The sequence below is a fragment of the Sphingomonas sp. Leaf5 genome, assembly GCF_001421155.1.
In the GTDB taxonomy this organism is placed as follows: Bacteria; Pseudomonadota; Alphaproteobacteria; order Sphingomonadales; family Sphingomonadaceae; genus Sphingomonas.
On record NZ_LMJZ01000001.1, the window covers coordinates 43,525 to 58,677 of the forward strand.

12 protein-coding genes and 1 pseudogene are annotated in these 15,153 nt (G+C 65.3%); 6 read left to right on the forward strand and 7 right to left on the reverse strand.

Annotation, left to right across the window (positions count from 1 at the left end; translation table 11 throughout):
- Positions 1-199: 199 nt before the first annotated feature.
- The 3 genes from ASE50_RS00220 to rph form a co-directional block, all read right to left on the reverse strand.
- Positions 200-415: a hypothetical protein gene (locus ASE50_RS00220; protein ID WP_056002471.1), complete on the reverse strand. Its 216-nt coding sequence runs from the start codon at positions 413-415 to the stop codon at positions 200-202.
- A 114-nt stretch (positions 416-529) separates the two neighbouring features.
- Positions 530-1,159 carry an RdgB/HAM1 family non-canonical purine NTP pyrophosphatase gene (gene rdgB, locus ASE50_RS00225; RefSeq protein WP_056394149.1) on the reverse strand — a complete coding sequence of 210 codons (630 nt, stop codon included), beginning with the start codon at positions 1,157-1,159 and terminating at the stop codon, positions 530-532.
- Complete coding sequence (rph, locus tag ASE50_RS00230) at positions 1,156-1,872, reverse strand: ribonuclease PH (RefSeq protein WP_056002477.1); 717 nt, start codon at positions 1,870-1,872, stop codon at positions 1,156-1,158. Before rph ends, rdgB begins: the two co-directional genes overlap by 4 nt.
- Before the next feature lie 117 nt (positions 1,873-1,989).
- On the opposite strand from rph, the gene ASE50_RS00235 reads away from it, so the two are divergent.
- From ASE50_RS00235 to ASE50_RS00255, 5 genes are all read left to right on the forward strand, one after another.
- A complete protein-coding gene (locus ASE50_RS00235) occupies positions 1,990-2,493 on the forward strand; it encodes a DUF6438 domain-containing protein (protein WP_056394152.1) in 504 nt (167 codons plus the stop codon).
- Between the two features lie 175 nt (positions 2,494-2,668).
- On the forward strand, positions 2,669-3,709 hold the full coding sequence (gene hrcA / locus ASE50_RS00240) for a heat-inducible transcriptional repressor HrcA (protein WP_056394154.1): 1,041 nt from the start codon (positions 2,669-2,671) through the stop codon (positions 3,707-3,709).
- 20 nt (positions 3,710-3,729) lie between these two features.
- Positions 3,730-4,287 (forward strand): nucleotide exchange factor GrpE, encoded by a 558-nt coding sequence (locus ASE50_RS00245; protein ID WP_056394156.1) that lies wholly within the window; start codon positions 3,730-3,732, stop codon positions 4,285-4,287.
- A gap of 80 nt (positions 4,288-4,367) precedes the next feature.
- Positions 4,368-7,067: a [protein-PII] uridylyltransferase gene (locus tag ASE50_RS00250; protein WP_235512058.1), complete on the forward strand. Its 2,700-nt coding sequence runs from the start codon at positions 4,368-4,370 to the stop codon at positions 7,065-7,067.
- Positions 7,068-7,106: 39 nt separating this feature from the next.
- Positions 7,107-7,313, forward strand: coding sequence for a hypothetical protein (locus tag ASE50_RS00255; RefSeq protein WP_056394162.1), 207 nt, complete (start codon positions 7,107-7,109; stop codon positions 7,311-7,313).
- 265 nt (positions 7,314-7,578) lie between these two features.
- On the opposite strand, the gene infC is transcribed toward ASE50_RS00255, so the two are convergent.
- The 4 genes and pseudogenes from infC to ASE50_RS18035 all read right to left on the reverse strand — a co-directional run.
- Complete coding sequence (gene infC / locus ASE50_RS00260; RefSeq protein ID WP_055758887.1) at positions 7,579-8,112, reverse strand: translation initiation factor IF-3; 534 nt, start codon at positions 8,110-8,112, stop codon at positions 7,579-7,581.
- A 63-nt stretch (positions 8,113-8,175) separates the two neighbouring features.
- Positions 8,176-10,188 carry a threonine--tRNA ligase gene (thrS, locus tag ASE50_RS00265; protein ID WP_056394164.1) on the reverse strand — a complete coding sequence of 671 codons (2,013 nt, stop codon included), beginning with the start codon at positions 10,186-10,188 and terminating at the stop codon, positions 8,176-8,178.
- A 131-nt stretch (positions 10,189-10,319) separates the two neighbouring features.
- A complete protein-coding gene (locus ASE50_RS00270) occupies positions 10,320-11,120 on the reverse strand; it encodes a hypothetical protein (protein WP_056394167.1) in 801 nt (266 codons plus the stop codon).
- A gap of 309 nt (positions 11,121-11,429) precedes the next feature.
- Positions 11,430-11,734 (reverse strand): annotated as a pseudogene (locus ASE50_RS18035) (integrase core domain-containing protein); the annotation flags it as partial.
- A 350-nt stretch (positions 11,735-12,084) separates the two neighbouring features.
- Between ASE50_RS18035 and ASE50_RS00275 the strand changes: the two are divergent.
- Positions 12,085-14,895: a TonB-dependent receptor gene (locus ASE50_RS00275; RefSeq protein ID WP_056394170.1), complete on the forward strand. Its 2,811-nt coding sequence runs from the start codon at positions 12,085-12,087 to the stop codon at positions 14,893-14,895.
- The last annotated feature ends 258 nt before the right edge of the window (positions 14,896-15,153 follow it).

Consider the following 15,153-nt stretch of genomic DNA (forward strand, 5'->3'; position numbering starts at 1 on the left):
CCGCGGGGGAGTGACTCGCCAGCCACAGACCGACCCACCCCCAGCCCCTCCCTTGTCAGGGAGGGGAGCAGTTCGCTGGCCTGACAGCTGAATGTCCATCGGTCCTAGGGGAGAGACCTCCGCACCGGGGCCGGTAGCACCTGTCTATCGGGCGAAATCCCGACGTCACCCCTGATCGCAGGGGTGACGGGCGGCCGGTTCAGCCCCGCGCGCCGGCGATCATCTTTGCCGCGATATGCCGCACGGCCCCGTCATTCTTGTCGCCACCCGGACTCGGGTCGCCCAGCTTGTCGAGGCTGGCCTCCAGCGAATCGAGCAGGCCGGGATGCTGTTCCTCGACATAGCGCATCGTCCAGAACAGCAGATGCTCGACCGCGATCTCGCGGTGGCGGGTTTCGGTGATCGCGTCGGGCATGGGAATTCCTTTCGCGGCGTCCAATGCCCGGACGCGGGCGGGCGTTCCCTACGATACGCCCGATCCGACGTCGCGCGGCGCGTGCTGCGGACAACGCCGCCCGCCGCCACGCGTTCAGAACACCGCCTGCACCAACTGCGCAAAGGCATCGGCACGGTGGCTGATCGAATGCTTGTGGTCGGGATCGATCTCGCCATAGCTCTGGTCCATGCCGTCCTGAACGAACATCGGGTCATAGCCGAAGCCATGTTCCCCACGCGGCGGCCAGACCAGCTTGCCGTCGACGCGCCCTTCGAACCATTCGACATGACCATCGGGCCATGCGAGTGCCAGCGCGCAGACGAAGTGCGCCGCGCGGCTGTGATCCGGGCCGGTCGCCTGCATCCGGTCCTCGACCAGCCGCATCGCCGCGGTGAAGTCCTTCGACGCCCCGGCCCAGCGCGCCGAAAAGATGCCCGGCTCGCCGTTCAGCGCCTCGACGCACAGCCCGCTGTCATCGGCCAGCGCCGGCAGGCCCGACAGGTCGGCGGCCTGCAATGCCTTCAGCTCGGCATTGGCGACGAAGGTCGTGCCGGTCTCTTCCGGCTCGGGCAGGTCGAGTTCGCCCGCCGAGATCGGGGTGACGCCATACGGCCCGAGCAGCGCCGCGATCTCGCGGATCTTGCCGGGATTGTGGCTGGCGATCACCAGCTTGCCCGGCTGCAGCTTGCGGATCGCCTGTGGCTCCTTGCCCTCGCCGCTCATCGGCCGGTCGCCCGCAGCTGTTCGGCAAAGATCCGGCCGCAGCCGATGCGGGCGAGGCGCAGCAGACGCAACAGCGCCTCCTCGTCATAGCATGCGCCCTCGGCGGTGGCCTGTACCTCTGCGATATTGTTGTCGCTGGTCAGCACGAAATTGGCGTCGGCATCGGCGGCCGAATCCTCGATATAGTCGAGGTCGAGCACCGGCGTACCCTGATGGATGCCGCAGCTGACCGCTGCGACCTGCCGGCTGATCGGATCGACCTCCAGCTTGCCCTCCCGCATCAATCCGTCGACCGCGAGGCGGAGTGCCACCCACGCGCCGGAGATCGACGCGGTGCGGGTGCCGCCATCGGCCTGAATGACATCGCAATCGAGCGTGATCTGCCGCTCGCCCAGCGCCTTCAGATCGACCACGGCCCGAAGGGAACGACCGATCAGCCGCTGGATCTCCTGCGTCCGGCCCGACTGCTTGCCCTTGGCCGCCTCACGGCTGCTGCGGGTATGGGTGGCGCGGGGCAGCATGCCATATTCGGCCGTCACCCAGCCTTCGCCCTTGCCGCGCAGCCATGGCGGCAGGCGTTCCTCGAGCGAGGCGGTCACCAGCACCTTGGTATCGCCAAAGCCGATCAGGCACGATCCTTCGGCATGGCGGGTGAAGTTCGTCTGGATCGTGATGCTGCGCATTTCGTCGGGGGCGCGGCCGGATGGGCGCATGGGAATCTCCTGAAATTTTCCGAAGTCCTAGCCGTCCGTTCATCGCCGCGCCAGTCGCCGCGCGGTACGCCGCTGTGACGGGTCCGAAACGACGGGCCCGTAATAGGGAGCGGCTTCATGAAGATCATTGCCTTGGGATTGCTGCCGATACTCGGCGGCTGCGTGATGGCGGTCGGCAATACGACCACCGAAGGCGCGCCGGTCGCGATCGAGCGCGAGACGATCACCTATGAGACATCGCCCTGCTTCGGCACCTGCCCGGTCTATTCGGTGACGATCCAGCCCGACGGTTCGGGGGTGTTCGAGGGGCGGCGCTTCACCGCGGTCACCGGCACACGCGTGTTCCGCGCGACGCCGGCGCAGTATCGCGCGTTCGCCGCGAAGATACGCCCCTATCGTCCGGCGCAGGGCGACCGGCTGCTGCAACCGGGCCAGCCGGGATGCGAGAATGCGCCAACCGACATGCCCTCGGTCGATATCCGCTGGAACGAGATCAGCGGCGCGTCGCAGCGGCTGTCCTATTATTTCGGCTGCGGCGCGGCGGATGACGGCCGGACCGGCGCGGCGTTGCGGGGGGCGGTGAAGGAATTGCCGATCGGGCAGTTCATCGCCGCCAACTAACTCCTCCCCGGCACGGGGAGGGGGACCAGCGAAGCTGGTGGAGGGGGAGCGCGGCACACGGCCCGGTCGCGTCGTAAGGCCAACCCCCTCCACCACCGCTTCGCGGCGGTCCCCCTCCCGACGGAGTGGGGAGGATTGGCTTTTCCGCGAGCCGCTCCCGCCCTACATTCCCGCCATGCCCCAACCGATCCATGAATTGACCGACCGCGCCCGCGACGTGTTTCGGATCGTGGTCGACAGCTATCTGTCGACGGGTGCGCCGGTCGGGTCGCGCACCATCGCGCAACTCTCCGGCCTCAACCTCTCGCCCGCATCGATCCGGGGGGTGATGCAGGATCTGGAGGAAGCCGGCCTGCTCGCCGCGCCGCATGTCAGCGCCGGGCGGATGCCGACCGAAACGGGCCTGCGTCTGTTCGTCGACGGCATGATGCATGCGATGGAGCCCTCCGCACAGGAACGCGCGACGATTGAGGCGCAGGCTGATACCGCTGGCCCGGTCGAGGAGGCATTGGCCGGCACCGCCGCTGCCTTGTCCGGCCTGTCCGCCAGTGCCGGCGTGGTGTTGGTCCCCAAGCGCGAACCGGTGCTCAAACAGGTGTCGTTCGTGCCGTTGTCGGGCACCCGCGCGCTGGCGGTGCTGGTCGGGGCCGACGGATCGGTCGAGAACCGCGTCCTCGATGTCGCGACCGGAACCAGCGTCACCGCTTTGGTCGAGGCAGGCAATTACCTGACGGCGCGGCTGTCCGGCCTGACCTTGAGCGAGGCCCGCGCCCGCATCCTGCGCGAGATCGGGCAGGAACGCGCCGAACTCGATGCGACTGCCCGCGTGCTGGTCGAGGCCGGTTTGGCGATGTGGAGCGAGGATGGGGGACAGCGTCCGGTGCTGATCGTGCGCGGACAGGCCCGGCTGATCGATCCCGCTGCCGCCCACGACCTCGACCGCGTGCGCCAATTGCTCGACGAACTGGAGGGCAAGGAAGAGATCGCCCGCCTGCTCGAATCGGCACAGGACGGCGATGCCGCGCGCATCTTCATCGGATCGGAAAACAAATTGTTCGCATTGACCGGATCGTCGGTCATCGCCAAGCCGGTCCGCGCGCTGGACGGGCGCGTGGTCGGCGTCGTCGGCGTGATCGGGCCTGTCCGGTTGAACTATGCCCGCGTCGTGCCCATGGTGGATTTCACCGCCGCGACCCTGACGCGGCTGCTCGGCTGACAGGACAAGAAGAGACCGGAATGAACGACACTCCCGCCAACGACGATACGAACGACCTGCGCGAAGCCACCGCCGAGGCCGCGCCCGAAGTCGCCGAAGCGGATCGCCTCGCCGACCTCGAAGCGAAGCTGGCCGATTCGCAGGCCGAAACCCTGTATGCCCGGGCCGATCTGCAGAATGTGCGCCGCCGCGCCGAAAAGGAAGTGGCCGACGCCCGCGCCTATGCCGCGACCGCGTTCTCGCGCGACATCCTGTCGGTGGCCGACAATCTGTCGCGCGCGCTGTCGGCGATCCCCGACGACCTGCGCGGCGACGACCGGCTGAAGGGCCTGATCGTCGGCCTCGAAGCGACCGGGCGCGAGTTGGAAAGCATCTTCGGCCGCCATGGCATCACCAAGATGGTGGCGATTGGCGAGACGCTCGACCCCAACAAGCATCAGGCGATGTTCGAGGTGCCGTCGAACGACGTCGCACCGGGTACCGTCGTGCAGGAAATCCAGACCGGTTACATGATCCGCGACCGGTTGCTGCGGCCGGCGCTGGTCGGCGTGGCCAAGACGCCGGAGGGCGGGGCCTGAGCGACACGGTTCGGCCCGACCTGGCCACGCCGCCCCGGTTCGAACGGATCGTCCATCCAGAGGCGATCGTCGAGCCGGCGGTGCTGGCGGCGTCGCTCGCGGCACTCTGCACCGGCGGTCAGGACGGCACGGCCCTGCGCCGTGCCGCGACCGCCGTGCTGCGCGACGCGATGGTGCGCGGTCGGGGGGAGATCGAACGGCGGCTGAATGCCAACCCCAGCCACGGGCTGGAGACGTCCGCCGCCTATGCCTATCTGACCGACGCGATCCTCGTCGCGCTCGCCGGCTTCATCGTCGAACACGTCCACCCGAACCATAATCCGACCACGGCCGAACGGATGACGCTGATCGCGGTCGGTGGCTATGGGCGGGGGGAAATGGCCCCCCATTCGGACGTCGATATCGGCGTGCTGACGCCGTGGAAGCAGACGCCCTGGTCCGAACAGGTCATCGAATCGATCCTCTACGCGCTATGGGATCTCGGGCTGAAGGTCGGTCATTCGTCGCGTTCGCTCGACGAGATGGTCCGGCAGGCGAAGGGCGACGTCACCATCCGCACCGCGCTGGTCGAGGCGCGCTATGTATGGGGCGACACCGCGCTGTATGGCGAAGCGGCGCAGCGCTTCAAGAACGAGGTGCAGGACGGGACCGCGCGGACCTTCATCGCCGAAAAACTGGCCGAGCGCGATGCCCGGCACAAGCGGATGGGCGACACCCGCTATGTCGTCGAACCCAATGTGAAGGAAGGAAAGGGGGGGCTGCGCGACCTGCACGCCCTCTTCTGGATCGGCAAATACGCCTATAACGTCCGCCGTGCGGCCGATCTGGTGCGGGTCGGGCTGCTCAGCGCGCCTGAATTGCGCAAGTTCAACCGGGCCGAGGATTTCCTGTGGGCGGTGCGCTGTCACCTCCACCTCATCACCGGCCGTGCCGAAGAACGGCTGACCTTCGATGTGCAGACCGAGATCGCGACGCGGATGCGCTACAGCGACCGGGTCGGCAAATCGCGCGTCGAACGCTTCATGCAATATTATTTTCTGCAGGCGAAGCGGGTCGGCGACCTGACCGGCATGTTCCTCAGCCATCTCGACGAAACCTATGCCGCGCGGGGCAGCCGGTTCGGTCTCCCGCGGCTGCGACGGCGGCCGCGGCGGTTGAACGGCTTCGTACTCGACCGCGGCCGCCTCGCGCTGCCCAAGGACGATTTCTTCGCGCAGGACCCGGTGCGGTTGATCGAAATCTTCGCGCTCGCCGATCTGCACGGGCTGGAAATCCATCCGCTGGCGATGCGCGCGGCGTCGCGCGACGCGCGTATGGCGGCGCATGTTCGTTCGCATCCCCGCGCCAACCAGCTGTTTCTCGACGTGCTGACGTCCCCGCGCGATCCCGAGCTGGTGCTGCGCTGGATGAACGAGTGCGGCGTGTTCGGCCGCTTCATTCCCGATTTCGGCCGCATCGTCGCGCAGATGCAGTTCGACATGTACCATCATTATACCGTCGACGAGCACACGATCCGCATGATCGGCCTGTTGTCGCAGGTCGAACGCGGCATCTGTCGCGAGGAGCATCCGCTGTCGACCGCCCTGTTCGGCGGCATCGTCCAGCGGCGCGCGCTGTTCGTCGCGGTCCTGTGCCACGACATTGCCAAGGGCCGGGGCGGCGATCATTCGATCCTGGGGGCCGAAGTCGCCGAACGGCTGTGCCCCCGGCTGGGCCTGACCCCGGCTGAGACCGAGACGGTCGCATGGCTGGTCCGCTATCACCTGTTGATGTCGGCAACGGCGTTCAAGCGTGACCTTAGTGACTTTAAGACGATCCTCGACTTCACCAGCGTCGTGCAATCGCCGCAGCGGCTGCGCATGTTGCTGGTGCTGACCGTCGTCGATATCCGCGCGGTCGGTCCCGGCACGTGGAACGGGTGGAAACGGCAGTTGCTGACCACCTTGTTCGAAACCGCCGAGGAAGTGCTGCGTCTTGGCCACAAGCAGCGCGGACGCGACGAACGCATCGCCGAAAAGCAGGAACGGCTGCGGGAGACGCTGGGTTGGGACAAGGATACGCTGGCAGCCTATGTCCGCCATCTGCCCCCCGCCTATTGGATCGCCGAGCCCGACGACGTGATCGCTGCCAATGCGCGGATGGTCGATCAGTCGGGCGACGTGCGCCTGACGATCGAAACCAGCGTCGACGAGGATCGCGGCGCGACCGTCGTCACGGTCCATGCCGCCGATCATCCGGGGCTGTTCTATCGCATCGCCGGGGCGATCCACGCGGCGGGCGGCAACATCATCGACGCGCGCATTCATACGACGCGTACCGGCATGGCGCTCGACAATTTCCTCGTCCAGAATCCGCTGGGCGGTCCGTTTGACGAAGCGGGGCAGTTGCAGCGGCTGAAGACGGCGATCGCCGACGCACTGGCCAATCGCATGAAGCTGACCGACCGCCTCGCTGCCAAGCCGCTCTCGCGTGTCCGTGCGGAAGCCTTCCCGATCGAGCCGAACGTCCTGATCGACAATGCCGCATCGAATCGCTTCACCGTGATCGAGGTCAACGCCCGCGACCGGCCCGCGCTGCTCCACCATCTGGCGCAGGCGCTGTTCCAGTCGAAGGTGACGCTGCACTCCGCCCATGTCGCCACCTATGGCGAACGCGCGGTCGACACCTTTTACGTCACCGACCTGACCGGCGACCGCATCACCGGCCAGTTGCGGCTGAAGTCGCTCGAACGACGGATGCTCGACGCGGCGGCGGGCAAGGATTTCAGCGCCTTCGCATAATCCCTTGCGAATCGGTGGGGATTGCAGCAGGATCAGGCCATGGACCTGATCCTGCTGGCCGTACTGGTCATCGCCGTTCTGCTGATCGCCCTCGTCGCGATCGCATCGCACCGCCGCAAGCTCCGCCATGCCGGAGTGGATGACGGGGGAAACGTCATCTTCGGATGGTTCGACGGTAGCGACTCGTCGGGTGACTGTGGCAGCGACGGAGGTGGCTGCGACGGTGGCGGTGGCGGTGGCGATTGAGCTGCTTGGACCAAAGCCTGAAGACTGTCGGGCTCGTCGACTGAACCGCAAATTCGCCTGCGCGCCGGGACTGGATTGAACCCGACACCGCGACACTACGGTTCTAATCAGATTGGGCATGAGCCATTTCGTCATGTCCCGTCGGCATCAGGGGCTGTCCTGCGATGAGGATGAACCGGACAGATCGCACTTGTTATGAAAAAGCCGCCATGTCCACGCAAGGACATGGCGGCTTTTCAGCGTCGCAAGTCGGACGAACCGGTGCTTATTTCGGCGACAACACCATCAGCATCTGCCGGCCTTCCATGCGCGGATAGGCTTCGACCTTGGCGATTTCCTGAGTCGCCTCGGCGACGCGCTGCAACACCGCCATGCCAAGCTGGCCGTGGCTCAATTCGCGCCCGCGGAACCGCATCGTGACCTTCACCTTGTCGCCCTCGGTGATGAACTGCTCGACCTTCTTCATCTTCGTATCATAGTCATGATCGTCGATGTTGGGACGCATTTTGATCTCCTTGATCTCCTGCGTCTTCTGGGTCTTGCGCGCGAGGTTCGCCTTTTTCTGCGCCTCGTACTTGAACTTGCCCACGTCGAGGAACTTCGCGACGGGCGGGTCGGCGTTCGGCGACACCTCGACCAGATCGAGTCCGACCTCCTGCGCCTGCGCCATCGCTTCGCGCGTGAACATCACACCCAGATTCTCGCCCTCATGGTCGATTACGCGGACCTTCGGCGACTGGATGAACTCGTTGAATCGGGGGCCGTTCATCGGCGGCGGCGCATTCGGGCGACGCATCATGGGCGGACGGATAGGTGCTGCTCCTTCAGTGTTCGAAACTTCTATATAGTCAATTCTGCACGATTACGAAAGGTTCCGCGCAAGATCGGGTGCCAGCGATTCTGCCGACAGCATTGCGACCAGTTCGTCGAGCGCGATGACCGACTGTCCCTGACTGCCCAGACGGCGCAACGCGACGGTGCGTTCCTCCGCCTCGCGCTTGCCGACCACGACCAGCGCCGGGACTTTGGCGAGCGAGTGTTCGCGCACCTTGTAGTTGATCTTCTCGTTGCGCAGGTCGGTTTCGACGCGGATGCCGGCGGCCTTCAGCGCGGCGGCGACCTCGTTGGCATAATCGTCGGCATCGGACACGATCGTCGCGACCACCGCCTGCACCGGCGACAGCCACATCGGCATGCGGCCCGCATGATGCTCGATCAGGATGCCGAGAAAGCGTTCGAACGTGCCGAGGATCGCGCGGTGCAGCATCACCGGGCGGTGGCGATTGCCGTCCTCGCCGACATAGGTCGCGTCGAGTCGCTCGGGCAGCACCCGGTCCGACTGGATCGTGCCGACCTGCCATGTCCGCCCGATCGCGTCGGTCAGATGGAATTCGAGCTTGGGCGCATAGAAGGCCCCTTCGCCCGGCAGTTCCTCGAACTTCGCCTTGATGTCTTCGGACAGGTTCGACGACAGCACCGCCTCGCGCAGCTCCGCCTCGGCCGTGTCCCACATTTCGTCGCTGCCAAAGCGCTTGTCGGGGCGCAGCGCCAGCTTCACCGCATAGTCGGTGAAGCCCAGATCGCGATAGACCGAGTCGAGCAGTTCGCAGAAGTCGCGAACCTCCTGCACCAGCTGATCCTCGCGGCAGAAGATATGCGCGTCGTCCTGCGTGAACTGGCGGACGCGCATGATGCCGTGCAGCGCGCCATGCGGTTCGTTGCGGTGGCAGCAGCCGAATTCGGCCATGCGGATCGGCAGGTCGCGGTACGACTTGATCCCCTGACGAAAGATCAGGACGTGTGCCGGGCAATTCATCGGCTTCAACGCCATCAGGTCGGCATCGGCGCTGACGATCGCGCCCTCATCCTCGGTGTTCGGGATTTCGTCGGGCACCACGAACATATTCTCGCGATACTTGCCCCAATGGCCCGACTGTTCCCACTGCCGCGCGTCCATTAGCTGCGGCGTCTTCACTTCCTGATAATCGGTCGCGTCGAGCCGGCGGCGCATATACGCCTCCAGTTGGCGCCACATCATATACCCCTTGGGGTGCCAGAAGACCGAACCCTGCGCTTCGGACTGGAGGTGGAACAGGTCCATTTCCGCGCCCAGCTTGCGATGGTCGCGCTTGGCGGCCTCTTCCAGCCGGGTCAGATGCGCGTCGAGCTGCTTCTTCGACAGCCAGCCGGTGCCGTAGATGCGGCTGAGCATCGCGTTCTTCTGGTCGCCGCGCCAATAGGCACCCGACACGCGGGTCAGTTTGAACGCTTGCGGATCGAGCTTCGCCGTCGATTCGAGGTGCGGCCCGCGGCACATGTCGAGCCACTGGCCCTGCCGATAGATGGTCAGTTCCTCGCCCTCGGGCAGTTCGGCGGCCCATTCGGCCTTGAAGGTCTCGCCCTGCTGCGTCCAGCGGTCGATCAGCTGCTGGCGGGTCACGACCTCGCGCTCGAACTTCTCGCCCTTCGCGATGATCTTGCGCATCTCCGCCTCGATAAACGGCAGGTCCTCGTCGGTGAAAGGCCCACGGCCCGGCGCGGGCGCGAAGTCGTAATAGAAGCCGTCGTCGGTCGCCGGACCGAAGGTGATCTGCGTGCCCGGGTAGAGCGTCTGCACCGCTTCGGCGAGGACGTGCGCGAAGTCGTGGCGATGCAGTTCGAGCGCATCGGCCTCGTCTTTCGTCGTCACCAGCGCCAGCGACGCATCGCCGTCGAACGGCCGGTTCAGGTCGCGCACCTGCCCGTCGACCCGCGCGGCGATCGCCGCCTTGCGCAGACCCGGCGAGATCGCGGCGGCGATGTCGGCCGGCGTAGTGCCCGGCGTCACCTCACGGACGGCACCGTCGGGGAGGGTGATGCGGAACATTGCGGACATGCGAAGCGACCTGACTACGAAGGGAGGTAAACGCCTGCCGACTAGCCGCTGGGGGCGGGGAGGGCAAGGATCGCACGCCGCCACTCGTCCACACCGTCCTTCCGGCCTGCGCCGGAAGGACGATGGCGGCCTTACTCCACCGCCGCGCCAGCGTCGGTATAGGTGATCCGGATGCGGACCCAGCTGCCGATCAGCGGCCGGCCGCCGACGCGCGGCGGCAGGATGCGGAACTGCCACGCCGCCTGTCGCACCGCGCCGGCGAGGCCCGATCCCCGCGCCGACTGGCCGATTTCGCGGCAATCGGTGACCTGATTGTTGGGAATGGTCCGGCACGCGACCTCGCCCCAGCCTGGTTGCGCGCGGCGGGGCAGATAGGTTGCCAGCTCGGTATGGGTCGGGCGGCGATACCAGTCAGCGGCGTAAAGGCGTTCGCCGCCACCGCTGCCGCCGCCGCTATCGGCCTCCGCATTGCCGTCGCCACTGTCACCGGACGCACTGCCGGTGCCGACCCCCTCGGCGCTGCGGGTGCCGGGGGTGATGGCGGCCCGTGCGAATTCGCGGCCGGTCATCGGAATGACTTTCGACCAGACGTCGGACGAGCGGTCTGCGGGGACCGGCGGGGGCGGCGGAACCTCCGGTGGTGGCGTTACCGTCGCGGTGGGCGGGGCGGTCGCGGCGCTGCCGGCGGCGGCCTTGCGCTGGACCTGTTTGGCCGGGGCGGCGGCGGGCGCGACCCGGTCGGCGGGCAGCATGTCCACGACCAGCGGCGATTTTTCGCCCGGCGGCGGCGACATCATCGTGGGGGCGATACGCAGCAACAGCCACAGGATCAGCACATGGATCGCGACGACCAGCACCAGCGTCGTCAAACGCCGCGACAGCGGCGGCGGGCTTTGCGCAGAGAACCGTTGTTGAATCACCTGCGTCGCCACGCCGAAGCCCCTAGCGCAGCCGAAGCGCAAGGGCGACGGGAAAGAACGGGTATTGCCTCCCAACCGACAAATGGAGCGCGCGGTGCGAGAGACTGTCGCGCGTCGCTGGCGACATCGGTCACCGAGGGTGGCGGCCCGCTCGAGGGGCGGATGGGACGGCAATCCCCCGAACGAGCAGCGCGCCAGGCGTCGTCGCGGCCGGTGTAGTTCGGTTGCCGATGGCCGTTGGCCTCCAACCCGACCGGCATCTTGAATCACCAAATCAAGCCCGTGTGGGTCCCCCTCGATTCAGCTCGGTCGAGTTCGACCCTAGGTGTTTAGTCCCGGTGTTTGGTCGATCGGGTTGACGATGAACCGGTCCGACTCTGTCGTCCAGACCTTCGATGTATTTGTAAGGGTAAGCCGCTGAGCGTCATGAGCCGGCGGGCAGAATTGTATGTAGAAATGAAGTCGGCGAGGTGCGTTCTTAGCGGGTGGTGGCTCTCGTAGTGGAAGCGTTTGACGGTCGCCGCCTTGATGGTCCGGTTCATCCGCTCGACCTGCCCGTTGGTCCACGGATGGTTGGGTTTGGTGAGCCGGCGCTCGATGTCGTTTGCCTCACAGATCATGTCGAAGCGCATCTGGCGCGGACGGCATGCGTGATCGTGGCACACCCATGACGAACTCGTCCGATGCGGCTTCCTTCCATTGCAACGAAAGGATCGCATCATCAAACCATGGGATCAAACACCTGTTTGCCACGGGAATGCCCAATTATTTCCACGGCAGTAGAAAAGACGTCAAATCATCAAAAAGTTCTCAAAATAGCAATACGTAAAAGACATATCATAATATCATCATAGTTTTGATCGTTTTCCTCGGAATGACCACAATTGGTCATCAACCTGTCACGTCGCCAACATAGCTGCCGCCATCGGAGATGTCGGGAGGGCATCCCGTCAACGTACATCCCCGGGGGAAATTCATGACTGCTTCGTCGAAGCGGGCGCTATCGTTGCGCCTGTTGTGCGGTACTGCCGCCACCATCTTGCTGCACTCGCCCGCGGTTGCCGCACCGATCGAGACGCCGGTGCCGGCGACCGAGGTACCGGCAATCGACGATCCGCAGAGCGGACCCGACGTGGTCGTCACCGGACGCCGGGCTGCCGTCGAAAAGGCGCAGGACGAACAACTACGCAGCCAGTCGCTCGCGACCGTGGTGTCAGGCGAGGAACTGCGCGCACAGCCGCAGCAGAACCTGGCCGACCTGCTGACCCGCCTGCCCGGCGTCAGTTCGTCGGTCGACCAGTCACGCAACGCGGCGGGCACCGGCGAGGCGCAGTATCTGTCGATCCGCGGGCTCGATACCGCCTACAACGCCTATATGCTCGACGGCGTGCGTCTGGCGCAAACCGACGCGCGGACCCGTGCGATCTCGATGAACCTGCTGTCGCCGTTCGCACTGGCGGCGGTGCGCGTCGACAAGGCACCGACCGCGCGCTACGACGGGGACGCGATCGCCGGCATCATCGACCTGCGCACCGCCTCCGCCTTCACGCTGCCCGACAATCATGTCCAGATCCGCGCGCAGGGGATCATCGCGGGTCGCGCGGTGGCGCGTGACCAGAATCCGTGGGGTGGCACCGTGCAGGCCGAAACCGCGCAGCGCTTCGGTGATGTCGGCTTCTATCTCTCTGCCTATTACGGGCTGAAGCATACGCTGGGCGAATCCACGGCGATGCAGCACGACTGGGAGAAATATAACGTCAACATTTCCGGCATGATCCGCGACAACCTCGACAACGTTACGCCGCGCGGCGTGCAGTGGCAGGCGTTCCGCAATCGCATCGAACGGCGCGGCGCGACGCTGAACCTCGACTGGAAGGGCGACGATCTCGACCTGTATTCGCGCACGACCTATGGCGAGTATCGCCTGAAGAGCTGGATGGACCAGACTGCGCTGCGCCAGACCGAACTCGCGCCTGACCAGATCAACCCGAATCCCAATCGCGGCAACTACGACGCGTCGGGTTTCCGGGCCGACTATGGCTTGAGCGCGACGCATTATTTCCGTACCGAACATTCCAACCAGAAACTGTTTTCGACCAAGGTCGGCGGCCAGTCGCGTAGCGGCGCGCTGACGTTCGACTATCACGGGGCCTATTCGCGCGGTGAGCAGGATTATCCGCTGCGCATCCAGTCGGGTTTCGCCGCCCGTCCCTATATCGGCACCGCGACCAACAGCGGCACTGCCAACTACCGCATGGTTACGTCGATCGGCGAGCGGACGCGGCCGCAGGTCGTCGTCAATGATGCTGCGCGTGCATATCTGACCGATTTGTTGGCGCTCCGGCAGTGGTATGTGACTCAGCAGTTCGAGAATGCTTGGGAACGCCGCCTTGAAGGCGCGTTCGACGCGACGTGGCAGCATGGCGATCACGGCCTAGTGGCGATCATGGCCGGAACCAAGGTCGAGGACGCCAAGCGCTATTCGAACGCGCTGGGTGATGACGGAGCACTGGAGTATACCTTTCCGGCGGCCGACGGCAGCAATTCACCACGCTACGCCGCGACCGGGCCGGCGTTGTCCGCCGTTCCCGGTACAATGCTGGGCGGGTTCATGCGCGGCGGTGCGCAGGTGCCGATCCGTCTCGTCGACACCGATTTCGTCGAGGACAAGGTCAAGCGCCTGTCGTCGCCCAAGCTGGCTGGGATCGATCCCACGAAATTGCAGGAAAACCGCCTCGACGGCACCGAAAACCGCATCGGCGGCTATGTGATGGCAACGCTGCGTTTCGGCGAACTGGAGATCGTGCCGGGGGTCCGTTATGAATTCAACAGCTTCAAGGGCACCTATTTCCAGACACAGGAACGTGGCGATGCCGAGAGCGCGGCGTTCGTTACCACCAATCGCAGCTATGACCAATGGCTGCCGGGCGTCGTAGCCAACTATCGCCCGAACGATCGGATGGTTGTGCGCGCCTCGGTCCGCAAAAGCTATTCGCGGCCAGCGTTCGACCTGCTGCTCGGGCCGACGCGGGTCAGCCGCAACGACGCGGGCGAAGTCACCGGGGTGTTCGTTCCCAACCCCGATCTGGACGCGCAGGAATCGTGGAACGCGGATGCCTCGCTGGAGGTGCGCGGCGAGGGGACCGACTTTTTCTCGATCAGCCCGTTCTATAAACGGCTGAACCATGTGCTCTTCTCCACCGGATCGACCAATGCCGGCGGTGATCTGAACATCTGGGGTACCGCGCAGCCTGAGGATCAGGGTGGGATCGAGGTAGAGCGGCTGTCGACCGATGCGACGGGCAAGGTCTATGGTATCGAACTGTTCGGCCGCTACAGTCTGCACGGACTGCCGAACTGGCTGTCGGGGCTGGGCATGCAGGGCAATGTGACCGTACAGCGTGCGCAGGCGCAAGTGTTCGTCAACGGGCAGGACCGTGAACAGCGCATGCCGCACGCCCCGCGCGTGATGTACAACGGCGCGCTCTTTTATCAGCATGGTGGCTTTTACGGCGAGGTGAACTACAACTACACCGGCGATAGGCTGTACGACCTGCGTTCCAGCCGGCCCGACACATACATTCAGCCGGTTACGAAGGCGAACCTGATCCTCAACTATGCCATGGCAACGGGGCTGACGATCGGTGCATCGGTGGAGAACCTGTTCAACGAACACATTCTGTGGGCGACGACCAGCCAGCGCAAGGCGTATCTCTCGAACGACCGCAAGGGGGGCTATGTCGAGACCGGGCGCAATTATTTACTGAACGTCAGCTACGTGTTCTGACCTTTCCCGCCTGTCCGGCGGGCAGGCGGACCACCATGCGCTTATCTCCCCTCGTAACGTGGACGAATCCTTGCCGGGTGCCGGCGATGTCGGCACCCCAACATTTTCGGATCGATACGACCGCTTCGGCTGCGCTAACGTCCCGTAAGGGACCTTCGGCGCAGCCCGATGCCGTCCATTTCAACAAGATCCCGGCGCAATGTCTTTCGTCGTACCATCCGGCTCCTGAATAACCGCGCGGCGTTTTCGTAAAAGGGG

Excerpts from the sequence above, each read along its gene's own strand:
- thrS (WP_056394164.1), bottom strand. The coding sequence starts at position 10,188 with ATGTCCGCAATGTTCCGCATCACCCTCCCCGACGGTGCCGTCCGTGAG.
- infC (WP_055758887.1), bottom strand. The coding sequence starts at position 8,112 with ATGATGCGTCGCCCGAATGCGCCGCCGCCGATGAACGGCCCCCGATTC.
- hrcA (WP_056394154.1), top strand. The coding sequence starts at position 2,669 with ATGCCCCAACCGATCCATGAATTGACCGACCGCGCCCGCGACGTGTTT.
- ASE50_RS00220 (WP_056002471.1), bottom strand. The coding sequence starts at position 415 with ATGCCCGACGCGATCACCGAAACCCGCCACCGCGAGATCGCGGTCGAG.
- ASE50_RS00275 (WP_056394170.1), top strand. The coding sequence starts at position 12,085 with ATGACTGCTTCGTCGAAGCGGGCGCTATCGTTGCGCCTGTTGTGCGGT.
- rdgB (WP_056394149.1), bottom strand. The coding sequence starts at position 1,159 with ATGAGCGGCGAGGGCAAGGAGCCACAGGCGATCCGCAAGCTGCAGCCG.
- ASE50_RS00235 (WP_056394152.1), top strand. The coding sequence starts at position 1,990 with ATGAAGATCATTGCCTTGGGATTGCTGCCGATACTCGGCGGCTGCGTG.
- ASE50_RS00255 (WP_056394162.1), top strand. The coding sequence starts at position 7,107 with ATGGACCTGATCCTGCTGGCCGTACTGGTCATCGCCGTTCTGCTGATC.
- rph (WP_056002477.1), bottom strand. The coding sequence starts at position 1,872 with ATGCGCCCATCCGGCCGCGCCCCCGACGAAATGCGCAGCATCACGATC.
- ASE50_RS00245 (WP_056394156.1), top strand. The coding sequence starts at position 3,730 with ATGAACGACACTCCCGCCAACGACGATACGAACGACCTGCGCGAAGCC.